Origin of the sequence: Paenibacillus sp. WLX1005 (assembly GCF_046603685.1) — a bacterium.
Lineage (GTDB): Bacteria > Bacillota > Bacilli > Paenibacillales > Paenibacillaceae > Saccharibacillus.
On sequence record NZ_CP176756.1, the window covers coordinates 5,191,415 to 5,206,051 of the forward strand.

The window sequence follows — 14,637 nt, forward strand, 5'->3', positions numbered from 1 at the left end:
AAAACCGCCACAACCTTTTATAGGTTAGTGGCGGTTTTTTTGCTTTTATTTCACTGCTCTTATTCGCTTGCTTTCATTAATCCTGTGCTCAGTTCAGCCATTCGATAACTTGCTCTACGGTTCTTCTCGCTTTTGGACGCAGCTCTTTGTCTGTACGGTAGCCAAATGCAGCCATGACGCTGACGCCAAATTCATTAGCATCCATGATGCCTTCTGCTGCGAGCAGTTTATCCACTTCGTTTACCTGGAATCCTTCGATAGGACAGGAGTCGATGCCGATCTCTGCCGCCGCAGTCATCATATTGCCTAGTGCAATATACGTCTGTTTGGATGCCCAGTCGAACAAGCTGCGTTCGCTTTCCAGAATGTTCAGATCGCGCTCCTGAAATTCACGGTAGCGACCTAGCACCTGATTGAAGACTTCTTCTGTCATCTGTTTTACTTCCAGCATTTGCTCACGCAGATACGCGGAATCGTAACGGACATTTTTACGCGCCAGAATGATTACAAAATGGCTTGCTGTCGGCAGTTGTCCCTGTGCGCCCCATGTCACTTCACGCAGCTTGCTGCGCAGCTCTGGATTTTGTACGACGAGGAATTTCCACGGCTCTGAACCGACCGAGCTTGGTGACAGACGTCCGGTTTCCAGAATGAAATGGAAGTCTTCATCAGAAATTTTGCGATCAGGATCAAATGATTTGGTCGCATGTCTGAACTCGTACGCCTTCAGAATTTCCTGTTTTCTCTGTTCGTTGTTCATGTATGGTTCCTCCTATATATTCACTATTGATAACATACTTACTTTTAATAACAATAGCCAGTATAAATTATTGTGTTGTTCATCGTCAACTACTTCCTGCACACCTTCATTCTTCCTTCATACCACCGTATCATAGTTCCAATGAGAACGAACGTATGTCGCAATGATATGTTGTGCTAACAAAAAAGCAGTTCTATCACAGCGCTACTAAATGAACGCGCTGGATAAAACCGCTTTTGCTAGAGAACGGAATGACTTTACAGATTTTGTTCCACTCATTTGATCCAAATAATACCATTGTTTATACAACGATTAGATCAAATGCCTCTGTTTTCTGCTTCCTTTAGCCATTATCATTTGGATAGAACAACTGTATATCCACCAGATTCAGTAGCCTCAAATTGCACACCATATTTGTATTTATCACCATAAGGAATCACAGTTGAATTGACATAATGCTGAGTACCGTCGGCAAGCTGCACTAAGATTTTCAACTTTTTAAGTTGACTCGCATTCAATGTGTTATCTTCTACTGGCAAGATTATCCCAATAGAATGATTGGAATCTCCACTCAAATGTACACTCATCGTCAATCCTTGCGCACCTACAGGACGTGCAATCGTTGTATCAATGTGTAACGCTACATTCGTATCCTGCTTTACATTTTGCAGCGTAGTCACAGGCAGTAGAATTTTGCCATACAGAGCATCAATACGTAATCCAAAATTAGCGCTAGACATTAACTTTGCTCCGCGATCGGTTAATGTTAACGAGAGATCCGCTGTTTTCAGCGAATCATTGTTGGCAGGCATATTGAAGATGCCTGTATCTCCACCATCTTTGCGCAGCATATCTGTTGTAAGCGCAGCTTCCTTCGTCCCGATAATCACTCGATCACCCAGCCACTCATTAGGAGTAAGATGACGTTCTACCGTAAGACTGACCGGACGCGAACCACCTGCTTGATTACTAACTACGATAGCTGGCAGCACAGAGACTGCCGGATTGCCCGGCGCATCCGGGAAGACTTGTACCGGAACAGGCGGTGTTGTCGGAATGAATACCGATGAATCATCCACAGATACTACATTATCCACCGCATCAGGTGAAGGTGCGTGCGCAACCGGATAACTGGCAGAATATACGGTATCATCCCGTTGAAATAAAGAAATAAATGTAGGCGCTAGCACAAGGACGACCAATAGTATCATTGCACTGATTATTCTACTCACATTGTTGTTCAATTTGTTGCCTGCTGTCTTCAGCTTTTGCCAGATATTCATACCGTTATTCTCCTTGTTGACCGATTCATTTACGTAATCCGGTAAAAATGAGTGAAAAGCGACAGAGGGACGGGCAGAAAGGGCTATATCAAATGATTTTCGCAAAGGAAAATCGCAGATTCTGTTCATTTTATAGTTCTCATTATACATCACAATTATCATGTATAGTGGTAAAAATGTAATAAATAGTAATTTAGTCCCATTTCCTAATTTTAGGATGTATTCATATTATTTATACGGCTAATTTATAGGTTTGGTTGATAGTTTTTGTAGAATTTGCAAAAATAGTTTTGAGTCTTTTGTAGAAGGGTAAACAAGAGGAACTCTCTTTGAGGAGGTACATGCTTATGGGATTTATGGAAAATTGGAAAGCACTTCAGAAGTATTCTGCTCAATCGGCGGAACGGTTTTTGACCATCTATCTGAACACTGAACCAACTGCCAACACCCAGCCGGAATGGAAAATACGCCTCAAGAATGGTTTTAAGAAACTCGCCGAGTACACAGAAGCTGGAGAAGAACGCAGATATCTGGATATGCTGCTGGAACTTCAGTCCAAAGTGGAAGAACGCATCGAGAACAGCAGAACTGAGATGAAAAAGGGCTTGATCATCGTAGCCGATTCGTCAGGCGGACTGTTTTTCTGTGAAAAAGTGCAGACCGGCGTACCTAACGCTTTTTATTTCGAGTCAGAGCCACATCTGGAAGAACTGGAAGCGCTCATGTCGCGCTGCCCAGCGGCTGGTATCGTGCAGCTCAGCAACGACACCGTAACTGTACTTGACAGCCTGCTGTGCGAGATTAACGGCGAAACGTATTTTGAGTGGGATCTGGTGCATGATGAATGGCGCGAACGTTCCAGCCAGAATACGAGTGATCTGAAGTCAGCAGTCAACAAACAACGGGAAAATTATACTGAACAATGGGAAGTCATCCGTCCGCGCTGGATCAAGCGGCTGGTGCCCATCATTGAACAACTGGCACGGGAGCATCAATGGGAAGAGATTGTAATCAGCGGTGAGAAGCAGCTGGCTTTCCAAGTGAAAGAAGCGCTGAATGCGCGCATTTCCGTCCATGTTGTACCCAAAAACCTTAGCAATATGAAATCCCGCGACGTATTACAAGAAGCGTACGCTGTCCTGCATTCGTAATTCGCGAGAGATTCCTTCTAACATCGACAACAATAGCCCTGCGGCAGACCGAATCTCTATTCTCGGTGTGCACGACAGGGCTTTTTATGTCTGAATAATAGGAACATTTGTTCCCTACCATCTATTTGTGTTATGCTGTCTGCAACAGATACAATGCGTATAAGGATTGTTTGACATCATCGTTTGCACAGCACGCGTGTTACATAGAACTCAGAATGTTGTAAGGAAGTTATGGAGGTGAAGTTCATGAACATCACAGTCACCGTCAAAAGCCCATCCCGGCGCAAGAGCGGTCTTATACAGCAAAATCTCTCTCTCCCCTCTGCCCCCGCACATCTGCGTCAACTGATCGGCATGATTGTGCAGTCCGAAATTCAACGTTTCAAGGACAAGCAAGAAACATCTTCCTTAATGCCCTACTTGACCGCCCCCGAGATTGAGAACAGTGCCCACACTGGCAAAATCGGTTTTGACGATATCGTGAGTGAAGCTGTACCGGATGAACAACAGGCGCTGGACGCAGCATGGTCGGCTTTTGAAGATGGCTTATACCGGGTGTTTATCCGGGAGCAGGAATGGACGAATCTGGATGAAGTACTGGATATGCAGGAAGGCGATACTATCGTATTCATTCGTCTTGTAATGTTATCCGGTAGATTGTGGTAACTGTGTCATTAACGAAAGGAGCATGAATCGTGGGAAATTGGAATACATTAACCGATGAACTCGTTCGGCAATTGCAGCAGCGTGTTGGACAATTAGATGAACAGCAGCAAAAGCTGGCAAAATGGTGTGTTACGCTGACTGGCGAATTTCACGCCTCATATGAACCGGAGATTCAACAAGCATTGCAGCATGAATTACAGCGAATCGCTGCACAGCAACCGCAGCAGCTATTCGCTCCGCTACTCCCTATCGTGCAGCATCTATCTGGCGAAGTCGCAGCACAGCAGCTGGACTATATTATCAAGCACACAGCAGAGTACCCGTATAGCGTCGGCTATATGCGCCGCCCTTATCGCACGTCCAATCTTCTTTTACATATGGATCAAGTCATTAACAAGATGCTCTCACTTATCCGTCTGCACGGATTCGGCTTCACACTGACACAATATTTGACCGCACCGGATTATGATCTGGTCGAACCGTATATGCTCAGCCGGGAAATTGTTATCCCTGATCTGATCGCTTATGCGCTGGATCAACAGGATCAGACTGTGCATGATGCGTTATTAACGATTATTCATGGCGATAATCAGAATGCGTTGCTGGCACGTCCTATGATCAAAGGCATGCTGATGTCCCATCGTACGGAAGCGCATCAATCCATCAGCGATCTGCTGCTTGCTGCGCGCTTGCAGGAAGGCTTGCGCCAATCGATTACCGAGGTCATGGACGAAGGTACAGTGGACAGTATGCGCGGCTTGCTGCATACCATTCTTGAGCACAATCTGATTCGCTACAGCTCTGTCGTACGGGCGCTGGATGTATGGACGGGGATGAATCTGGAAGCCGCCAATACCCGAGTCGCAGGGCAGGTGATTACACAGCTGTATGAAGTGCTGTGCGACGCTTCGCTGCGTCAGGAATGGTTATCCAGCGAGAACGCCAATCACATTTATCTTGCCCTATGGGCGATTGCCGTACATGAAGAGGATAATGTACCAGCTGCTCTGGAGCAGGTCATTCATTCCGGTCTTCGTTATCGTAAAATCATTGGACTGTATGTACTGGGCAACAGTCAGAATACCGAGCTGCGATTAGCAATAGCTCGTCAATTGTTGCAAGAGTCAGCGATTCAGCCAGCGGAAGACCCGGAGCTACTCTATCGAATCGTATATAACTACGCTTACGGCTGTGAATACGTATGGGATTTTGTCGGCGACAGCAAGGAATCGGAGCGACTTCTGCGTATTCGGCGCACACCGCAACTGGAAAGTAAGAGTCAACGCGCGCGCGATTTCGCCACATTCCGTGCACTGTTGGACGGGATGCCTGGCAGCTCGCTTGCCGGAGCTTCCAGCGTGTTGGATTTTGCATCGTATCAGCTGGATCACGATCTGCTGATTGATAAGCTGCTGTATTTGGCATCTTACGACAATGATCCCGCTTGGATGGAGCAAGTGCTGCAATACAAAGATAAAATGTCGCCGGATCTGCGCGGCAACATACTGGAATATGTCATTCGTGATGGTAACGATCCCGCCCAGCGCCGTTTTGTGCTGGAAGCACTGGCTGACAAAAGTATGAGTAATCGTGAGAAGGCACTGCATTGTGCTACTCATTTTGTGCTGCGTGCGGATGAATTGCAGCGGATCGAAGACCTGTTCAAACTGAAAACCGGTTCCTTGCGGCAAGGTGGCATTCGTATCCTGCTCTCTCAGCCAGAAGAGATGCTTGATCCCGTACTACCACGCCTGCTGCATGGCAAAAGCGAGTTGCAGCGACTTGCCGGGCTGGAGATGTTAACGGAATTACAAGGGCTACCTGAGCGACAGGAGCAGCTGGCACGCCTGATTGGGCTGACGGAAGTGATCCAGTCGCCAACGGCGAAGGAACAGCTGCTGCTGGATAAGCTTCATACCGCAAACGATGCACCTACCTATACAGCTGCCAACGGATTCGGTCTATTTGATCCGCAGCAAACGGAAGCATGGCTACAAGAGCCTGTCGATACGAAGGGGTTTCGGTTTGATCGCGATATGTTCCAAATGTCGACCGAACGAATAGCTAGTATTTTGCAAGGATTGGACGAACTGGTACATGAGCATCGGAATGTGGAATACGATATTCGTCACTACGGCGGGTATACATCGCAATATTTGATTGGTTCTCGTCTGATGATGATGAATATGGACACAAATGATGAGCAGACATCCATGCTGGAGCAATTTCCACTGGTGCATGTTTGGCGAGAATTTCTGCAACGTTATCAACTGACTCCACAGGAACTGCTAGAATTGCATGTACATTATCAGCTGTATGATTCCTTGTTCCAATATTATGATACATCTAGCGGTACGTTCAGCCAGTTGCCCGGATGGTGGAATTATCGAGGAACGAATTTGAAAGAGTTACAGCAATGGCTCAAACCATTCCTTGCATCGGTCTATCCGCTGGAGCATCTGCTGACTGTGACCGATTATTATGCAAAACAAACCTATCCGCAGCAGACCAGCATGCTCTTATGGGCAGCATTTAACGATGTTAGGAATGACGATACGTGGCAGACTGTACGCTTTGCGCTGCATACGTGGTGTACAGCGATTACAGCAAAAGAAGTTCAAGAACATACCCATATTTGCGAAGTTTTACTGTCGCCATGGATTCGGTTATTGCACAATGATCATATATCTGAGAAACAATTCAAGGACGTATTCCAGACACGTTATCAGACGGAGCAGACGATTGTCGGTCTATTTGATCTGAACGCCCCAGCCGATTATGGACGTGCTCATCAGCTCCATCTGATTGAAGATAACGAAGTATACCGCCGCATCTTGAGTCAATCGGATTCGCGTAGAGACTATATGCGTGCTCTGACTACGATCTATTCGCGGAATAATCTGGTAGAGAAATATCCCAATCTGCTACCGATTCGCGATCATACTGTTGCACGTATACTGGATATCGAATTAAAGCGCGGGGAACTGCCGACCGAAGTCTCATACATGGCAGCGAATATTGAGCGTTTTTACGGCATGCACTACTTTGTCGATATTCTCGTGCGACTGGATCGGGAAACGTTTATTCGTGGCTATATTTACAACTCTGGCAACAGCAGTACCAAAAAGGAAATCTTCAGCCAACTATTGAAACGATGCTACCCAATTCAAGGGGAAGATGAAGCTTTATTGGCGCAATTGTTGAATCAGCAGCCTGTACCGGAACGTCGATTGCTGGAAGCGGCGATGTACGCGCCGCAATGGATCGAGATTGTTGCCCGTCATCTGAATTGGAACGGATTGCGCAGTGCCGCTTGGTACTTCCACGCGCATATTAACGAAACCTTTTCCGCGGAAAAGGAAACCATTGTGGCGCATTATTCACCGATTACACCACAGCAATTCAACGACGGTGCCTTCGATCTGAACTGGTTCCAGCAGGCATATGACGAGCTGGGTGCAGAGCGCTTCAAGCTGCTGTATGAATGTGCCAAATATATCTCCGGTGGCTCCAATCACCGGCGCAGTCAGCTGTTCGCTGATGCAGTGCTTGGCAAGCTGAATGTAGAACAGACACGTCAGCAGGTAGAAGACAAGCGCAACAAGGATCAGCTGTTGACGTACAGCCTGATTCCGCTGGCAGAAGGCAATTCGCATGATGCCGATCTGCGCGCACGTTACGAATATATTCAGCTGTTCCTCAAGCAGAGCAAAGCTTTTGGTGCTCAGCGTCGTGCCAGTGAAAGCAGTGCCGCCGCTATTGCGCTGGACAATCTGGCACGCAATGCAGGTTATACCGATGTCACCCGACTAAAATGGGATCTGGAAGCACGCAAGCTGGACGAGCTACTGCCGTATTTTACCGATCACGAAGTAGAAGATGGTCTACTCGTACGACTGGATATCGACAGTGAAGGGCAAGCCAGTCTGCTCGCTGCCAAAAACGGCAAGCCGCTCAAATCTGTACCAGCCCGCTTGAACAAGCATGACTATATTATCCGACTCAAGGAATTGAAGTCTGAGCTGACCGATCAGTATAAGCGTGCACGCGAGGAACTGGAACGCTCGATGCTGGCGGAAACGGTATTTACGGCGAGCGAGATCGCTACTCTGCTGCGCAATCCGGTGCTGTCGCCACTTTTCACAGCGCTCGTGCTGCGCAAAACCGATGGCAGTGCGCTTGGTTATATTAGCGGACATACGGAACACGAACAGCAAGCTCCATTGCAATTAGTCGCTCCAACAGCTAGCGCAGATGCTAGTGCGACGACAGCCATAGTAGATAATACTGCCAAGGATCACCAGCCTGACGATATCCAAGCAGGTTATGCGCTGACCTCTGTTCCACTATTGCCAGAGGACGAATTAGTTATCGCGCATCCACTGCATCTGTATGAGAGCGGCACATGGCATCTGTTCCAGCGCCATCTGATCGAGAAACAATTCTGGCTACAACAGCAGGATCGCGGCAACAAACAACAACGCGAGCCATTCAAGCAAGTATTCCGTGAATTGTATCTGCCCAATGCCGATGAGAAGTCCAGTAATACCATTTCTCGTCGCTATGCCGGGCATCAAGTACAGCCGGGCAAAACGACTGCTCTGCTGCGTGGACGCGGCTGGACAGTCAGTTATGAAGAAGGGCTGCAAAAGGTCGATTACCGTCACAATCTAATCACCAGCCTGTATGCGCTGGCAGATTGGTTCTCACCTGCCGATACCGAAGCGCCCACGCTGGAAACGGTCAGCTTTTACGATCGCTCCAGCTATAAACCAGTATCGCTGGATCAAGTGCCACCTATTGTCTTTTCCGAAGTGATGCGCGATATTGATCTGGTTGTCAGTGTAGCTCATGTTGGCGGTGTCGATCCTGAAGCTAGCCTGACGACGATTGAACTGCGCAGTGTCATCGTGGAAGAGGCGGTGCGCCTGCTGAAGCTGGACAATGTGAAGATTAGCGGCAACTATGCGCATATTACCGGCAAACTGGGCGAATACAACGTGCATCTGGGCAGCGCCAATGTGTCCAGACCAGCGGCGGACTCCCTATATATCATTCCGGTGCACTCCCAGCATCGTGGTCGTCTGTTCCTGCCATTTATCGACGAAGACCCGCGTACAGCAGAGATTGTTTCCAAAGTTCTACTGCTTGCCGAAGATCATAAGATCAAGGACCCGCAAATTCTGGAACAGATCAACAATGGATCGCGGTAACGAATACAAACTTGCATCGTTACTGTCGTCACACCGCGGTCGCGCTGAGTTCATACTGAGTTCATGCTGAGTCCACATTGAGGATATTGCCGAAAAGGAGCTTACATTTGTGAATGTATACAGTCAAGGTGTGTTCCATCAGATGGATATGGCGATCCAATCTGTCATCAATATGATTCATACGCTACGCGCTGAAGACTTGAATGTGAAGCCAACGCCGGAGAAGATGTCCATCGGTGAGCTGCTTGTGCATATGTCTGTACTGTGCGAAGCTGATTTTCTAATCGGCGCTGGGGCATCTGAGGAAGAGATGGATATCTTTTATGCCGATAGCGAGCCTGCCATGAATAGCGAAGACATCATCCATTCGCTGACCAAGCATTATACCGCTTTGAAGCAAGGCATTGCCGGGCTGACAGAGGAACAGTTGCTAACGCATACGACAGCTTACTGGGGTGGAACGCATTCCCGTTATGAGTGGCTGTTAGATACGCAGGCTCACTTTTACCATCATCGTGGGCAGCTGCATGCGATGCTTGTGCATGTACTCCAGCGTGATCCCAAAGTACAGCTATTTGAATGAGCGCTGACCATGACAATCATCAAGGAATGAATGGACTGAACAATACAGAACGACACTGATACAGAACACGCTCATCATACCAAACCATAGTGATATAGAACGACAATGAGAACCATAATGATAAATAAAAGGGCAGAGCGATCTTGGAATAGACCGCTCTGCCTTTTTTGGTGATACGTTTGATAACACAATTGATAATACAACGCTGTTTCCTTCGATGATGTGCTTCATTTACAGCTCATACGCATTCCATACCATCACCGCTGCACCCGTAGATACTGCGGTCTCCTGCAAAATGCCTTTGGAAAACTCCGGCTGGTAGCTCGCAGAATAATAAATGTTTTGCTCTGCTACTGCAATCGCTGTATCGTAAAACAGATCGTGCGCGCTGATCATCACGCCACCAAGAATGATTCGTTCCGGGTGCAATACATTGATCAGATTCGCTAGTCCAATGCCCATATACGCCGCCGATTGCGCAAAAATCTCGCGCACATACTCATTGCCTGATTGCATCGCCTGCACAATTGTCGCAAAATTAATCGCTTCCGGCTTCAATGCCAGATTGCCGCCCGTCCACTGCTCCCGACTCATTTTACTACGCGAGCGTACCTGCTGCTCCACCGCCTGCACCGATGCAAAAGCTTCCAGCGCGCCATAGTTGCCTGTACCGTGCAGTCGTGGTCCATCTGTCTGAATGATCATCTGACCAATCGAACCTTCCATATCGACCGCTCCATGCACAATTCGTCCGTTGGACATCATCGCCGACCGCAAACCGGTGCCGATATGCACATACAGCATATGTCGGATATGATCGCCGCGCACCATCCAGTGCTCACCCGTGAGCGCCGTATTCGCACCATTTTCTACAATGACCGACAACTCAGTCGCTTCCTCTAGCCAGCTGCGCAGCGGCACATCGTTCCAGCCCGGCGCGGCAAAATAGAGCGGATTCAGAATCCGTCCCTGCTCCCGACTAAGTGGACCTACCGCACCGACACCCAGACCAAGCACCAGATGCCGCGGAATATCGTGACGTAACAGTAGCTCATGAATCTGCTGCGATGTATGCTCAACGAGTCGCTGCGGGGTCATCTGTTCATCCATGCTCCAGCGCACCATTTCCAGCGGTCGCATCTCCATGTCGTATAACCCCAACACCGAATAAATCCGCGAAATATCCAGCCCCAGAATGTACCGATGTGCCGGATTGATTTGATATAAAATAGGACGACGCCCACCTGTCGATTGCCCAAAGCCGGATTCCATAATCCAGCCCTCACGCGTCATTTCATCCAACAGCCGCGTCAGACTGCTGCTGGTCAACTGAAACTGCTCCATGATTTCAGCCTTGGAAATATTGCGCTGCGCCGCGATGCGATCGTACACCGCTTTTTTGACCGAAGGCATCCCTTTTATGTGTTTTGCCATGTCATTTCACCATTCCCTATAATTCTTATCGGAATTATTTTTTTCATTATATCCGTTTTTGCTAGGGAATGCTATGTATTTATGTTAATTGTTGATATTTGGAAGAGGAATACGGTTACTCATTCTCCAAATGCTTAAGGGGAGTCGTTCCGATAGGATCACGAATTTCGCCATTTGTTGGTCGATGCTGCATTTGTTTAACTCCCGCATGAGCAAAGTACGTATACGTTATGTTAGGTTCATCTGCAAACACCACATCCACATAAAATGCGGGCAGCATAATTCCCCAGAATCCTTCTACTGACTGCAATTCTTGTTGGGTATAGTGCTCTTGCTGTATCAGATAATCTGTAACTCGCTGCGCATAACTCCATTTGTTGTACTGTACATATCCATATGGCGTACCGACCAGCAGTGCGATTATGATTGCTGCTATGATAAGTCTTCGTTTGGATTGAGGACTCATCTTTTGAGGTGGTGAACCATTACCGCCGCGTCCTTGTGAGAATCTGCGGTCATATTGCTGATTTTGCACTTTCATACGAAGCCTCCTTTGTATCATCATTAGGTGATCTCGAACTAGATCATTCCGACATAAACAGATCATCTCGTTGATATCCACCAGCAAAACATATTGTCTGACAAATGACATACCTGTTTATACGTTCAGCATAATATGTAAAGTTAATAAAATCCATTTTATACCAAATATTAAATAATAACACAAGCTCATTCTCAAACGAAAAAAACGCCTTCCCTATAATCAAGCAGAGAAGGCGTTCTTTATTATATTCTATTTAAATCTTTAGATAATGTGTGTGTTTGCCTAGCCAATGATGATGCACCAAACACGGATTCGAAATCGCTAATTACTTCGCTTCCGTTACTACGCTAATGCGCTCGTTAACATGGGCTGCTTGTTCGGCTTCGTCTACAATCGCGATGGCATAGTCAGCGTAGCTGGAATAGCTGTTGCCTTCACTGTTGACGGTCAGTTTTTCGCCTGCCAGTGTGTAAGAGCCTGTGCGCGGACCGCTTGGGTCGAAGAAAGCGCCTGGGCTAACAAATGTCCATTGGATGCCGGACGATTGCTTCAGGTCTTCCAAGTTTTTGCCTTGGTTGGATGCAGTCGGTTTGTATTCGTCTGGGAAGTCCGGTGTATCAATCAGACGAGTCGTTTGCGCATCATCCACATACAGGCTACCTGCGCCGCCTACGACGATCAGGCGTGTCGTTGGGTTTTGTTGCAAAATATCGATCAGGTGGCGACCGACGGGTACGTGCTGCTCCGCATCAGGAGACCCAAATGCGTTCACCAGTACGTCCACACCTTGCAGATCGTTGGCAGTCAGATCGTTGACTTCTTTTTCAACGACATGCAGCTTGTCATTTTGCACTTTGCTTGCGCTGCGTACAACGGCGACTACTTCATGGCCTCTGCTCAATGCTTCCTCGGCGATCAGTGAACCTGCTTTACCTGTTGCTCCAATAACTGCGATTTTCATATCAATTGCCTCCCTGTAAAATGATGTATCTATAGCATTCAGCTTGCATACAAATAACGTCTTCCTGTAACCATAATAGTTACATTACATTCAAATGTCAACTTTTCATCGTCGATTCCATTCATTTTCCCATTTCGGTACAAAGCTTAACCTGCTGCAATACAGCTGATAACAAGGCCTGGTGAAACGGGTAATGCATAGGAGGTAAACGAAATGGCAAGAGCCACAGCGTGTTCTAAAACGTACTCGTTAGCGTAAACGAATGCACAATTGCATCTATCCACCATTTATACCAATCAGTTGAAGATGAAACGTCATTTAACAGACAAAGGAGTTTTGATCATGAGCAATGTAGCATGGATTGGCACCGGACATATGGGGTTGCCGATGGCACAGCGTTTGCAACAAGCAGGCTATTCCATACACGTATACAACCGGACTGCCGACAAAGCAGCACCACTAAAACAAGCGGGCGCTACACTATATTCGTCCTCGGGCGCAGCGGCAGCCGAAGCGGATATGATTTTCATTATGCTGACCAAGGGCGATACCGTGCAACAAGTGCTGGATGGTGAGGACGGCATTCTGAATCATGTACGCGCAGGCAGTTATATCGTCAACATGAGCACAATTAGTCCGGGCGAAGCGCGAGCATTTGCACAATCCGTACAGCAAAAAGGCGCTATCTATCTCGATGCACCTGTGTCTGGTTCAGTTGCCCCCGCGCAGCAGGGACAACTCGTTATTTTGGCGGGCGGTACAGCGAATGCGGTACAGCATTGTCAGCCGTATTTTGATATGCTTGGCAAACATACGATTCATTTTGGCGATGTTGGCGCAGGCAGTTCTGCCAAGCTGTCGATCAATCTGATGCTCGGCATTACGATGCAGGGCATTGCCGAAGCACTGGTGATCGGGGAGCATGCCGGGTTGAAGCGCGAGCAGCTGATTGAGATGATCGGTCAATCCGCAGTCGCTACGCCGATGCTGAATGCCAAAAAAGACTCTTTATTGCAAGAAGACTTTCCATCCGCCTTCATGATTCGCCTACTATCCAAAGACCTCGGTCTGCTAATGGACGAAGCGCGCCGTGACGGTGTTGATCTGCCACTCGCGGCTGCCGCCGACCGCACATTTGCCGATGCGACAGAGCATGGTAAAGGCGAGCTCGATATGGCAGCGATTTTGCTGGAGCTTCAGGAGCGCAGCCAGCGATAACAGATATTTGTAAACTAATCAGATCAACATCATATGAACCCCCAAACCGCTCATTCCTTTTACACAATCAGCGGCTTGGGGGTCTTGTATGAATCTCTGCAACTTCATTCAGCGAGCCTCTATACCTGCCCGAATAAAATCGACCACACGCTCCGCTGTCCGTAACTGTCCTTCCCCATTGCGAATGATGACATCGCATTGTGATAGCGCTGCAATCTCCTGATCAAATGAAGCCAATCGCAATTGCTGCTCCTCCACGCTCACCTTACGATCAAACAACCGCTGTGCCAATTGCTCGCGACTAGCACTTACACCGATCAATAGTGCCTTGTCGCCCAGCTGTCGTTTAACAAGTGCCGCTCCCGGCGCATCCATCACGCTAGAACGCGGCTGCTGATCGCGTACCGCTTCATCCAGCGAGCTTCGCGCTGTACCGTACAGATTGCCGCGATATTCGCTAATTTCCAGCATTAAGCTCTGACGATTCATCACCTCCATCTGCTCGCGTGTAGCAAAGTGGTAATCTACCCCGTCCTGCTCGCCCGTTCTTGGCGTACGCGAAGTCCATGTGACGATCTTCGGCAAGCCCAATCGCGCTTGTAGCGTGCTTTTCCCCGAAGCACTTGGTCCCTGAAAAATCACGATGGAAAATGACATGTAATCCCCTCCTATAAGTATGCCCATTATACAAATGCACCTTCCTTTACACAAGCGCAGACAACTACAGATGAATGTCACTTCCTAGCATAATTAACTTGCTATTGTAGCCATTTCAGCTTCTCATTTGCAGGATGTTGCGTATGGCGTTCCTTTCTAAAAGATGG

The 14,637-nt window shown here is 47.8% G+C and carries 11 protein-coding genes; 5 read left to right on the top strand and 6 right to left on the bottom strand.

Annotation, left to right across the window (positions count from 1 at the left end):
• Nucleotides 1-88: 88 nt before the first annotated feature.
• Entirely contained in the window at nucleotides 89-760 is a 672-nt protein-coding gene (locus tag ACE3MZ_RS22220) for an NAD(P)H-dependent oxidoreductase (protein WP_411344257.1), read from the bottom strand.
• 353 nt (nucleotides 761-1,113) lie between these two features.
• Complete coding sequence (locus tag ACE3MZ_RS22225) at nucleotides 1,114-2,043, bottom strand: hypothetical protein (RefSeq protein ID WP_411344258.1); 930 nt, start codon at nucleotides 2,041-2,043, stop codon at nucleotides 1,114-1,116.
• Nucleotides 2,044-2,390: 347 nt separating this feature from the next.
• Here ACE3MZ_RS22225 and ACE3MZ_RS22230 point away from each other — a divergent pair, with 347 nt between their 5' ends.
• The 4 genes from ACE3MZ_RS22230 to ACE3MZ_RS22245 all read left to right on the top strand — a co-directional run bounded on the left by ACE3MZ_RS22230 (nucleotide 2,391) and on the right by ACE3MZ_RS22245 (nucleotide 9,656).
• On the top strand, nucleotides 2,391-3,194 hold the full coding sequence (locus ACE3MZ_RS22230; RefSeq protein ID WP_411344259.1) for a VLRF1 family aeRF1-type release factor: 804 nt from the start codon (nucleotides 2,391-2,393) through the stop codon (nucleotides 3,192-3,194).
• 246 nt (nucleotides 3,195-3,440) lie between these two features.
• Nucleotides 3,441-3,860, top strand: a complete 420-nt coding sequence (locus ACE3MZ_RS22235) for a hypothetical protein (RefSeq protein ID WP_411344260.1) — start codon at nucleotides 3,441-3,443, stop codon at nucleotides 3,858-3,860.
• Between the two features lie 29 nt (nucleotides 3,861-3,889).
• Nucleotides 3,890-9,073, top strand: coding sequence for a DUF4132 domain-containing protein (locus tag ACE3MZ_RS22240; protein ID WP_411344261.1), 5,184 nt, complete (start codon nucleotides 3,890-3,892; stop codon nucleotides 9,071-9,073).
• Between the two features lie 109 nt (nucleotides 9,074-9,182).
• Nucleotides 9,183-9,656 (top strand): DinB family protein, encoded by a 474-nt coding sequence (locus ACE3MZ_RS22245; RefSeq protein ID WP_411344262.1) that lies wholly within the window; start codon nucleotides 9,183-9,185, stop codon nucleotides 9,654-9,656.
• A 231-nt stretch (nucleotides 9,657-9,887) separates the two neighbouring features.
• On the opposite strand, the gene ACE3MZ_RS22250 is transcribed toward ACE3MZ_RS22245, so the two are convergent.
• The 3 genes from ACE3MZ_RS22250 to ACE3MZ_RS22260 form a co-directional block, all read right to left on the bottom strand.
• Complete coding sequence (locus ACE3MZ_RS22250; protein ID WP_411344263.1) at nucleotides 9,888-11,090, bottom strand: ROK family protein; 1,203 nt, start codon at nucleotides 11,088-11,090, stop codon at nucleotides 9,888-9,890.
• Between the two features lie 115 nt (nucleotides 11,091-11,205).
• Nucleotides 11,206-11,631, bottom strand: coding sequence for a DUF3139 domain-containing protein (locus tag ACE3MZ_RS22255; protein WP_411344264.1), 426 nt, complete (start codon nucleotides 11,629-11,631; stop codon nucleotides 11,206-11,208).
• 328 nt (nucleotides 11,632-11,959) lie between these two features.
• Nucleotides 11,960-12,595, bottom strand: a complete 636-nt coding sequence (locus ACE3MZ_RS22260) for an NAD(P)-dependent oxidoreductase (protein WP_411344265.1) — start codon at nucleotides 12,593-12,595, stop codon at nucleotides 11,960-11,962.
• A 342-nt stretch (nucleotides 12,596-12,937) separates the two neighbouring features.
• Here ACE3MZ_RS22260 and ACE3MZ_RS22265 point away from each other — a divergent pair, with 342 nt between their 5' ends.
• Nucleotides 12,938-13,813 carry an NAD(P)-dependent oxidoreductase gene (locus ACE3MZ_RS22265; RefSeq protein ID WP_411344266.1) on the top strand — a complete coding sequence of 292 codons (876 nt, stop codon included), beginning with the start codon at nucleotides 12,938-12,940 and terminating at the stop codon, nucleotides 13,811-13,813.
• A 108-nt stretch (nucleotides 13,814-13,921) separates the two neighbouring features.
• On the opposite strand, the gene ACE3MZ_RS22270 is transcribed toward ACE3MZ_RS22265, so the two are convergent.
• A complete protein-coding gene (locus ACE3MZ_RS22270; RefSeq protein WP_411344267.1) occupies nucleotides 13,922-14,470 on the bottom strand; it encodes a guanylate kinase in 549 nt (182 codons plus the stop codon).
• Between the last annotated feature and the right edge of the window lie 167 nt (nucleotides 14,471-14,637).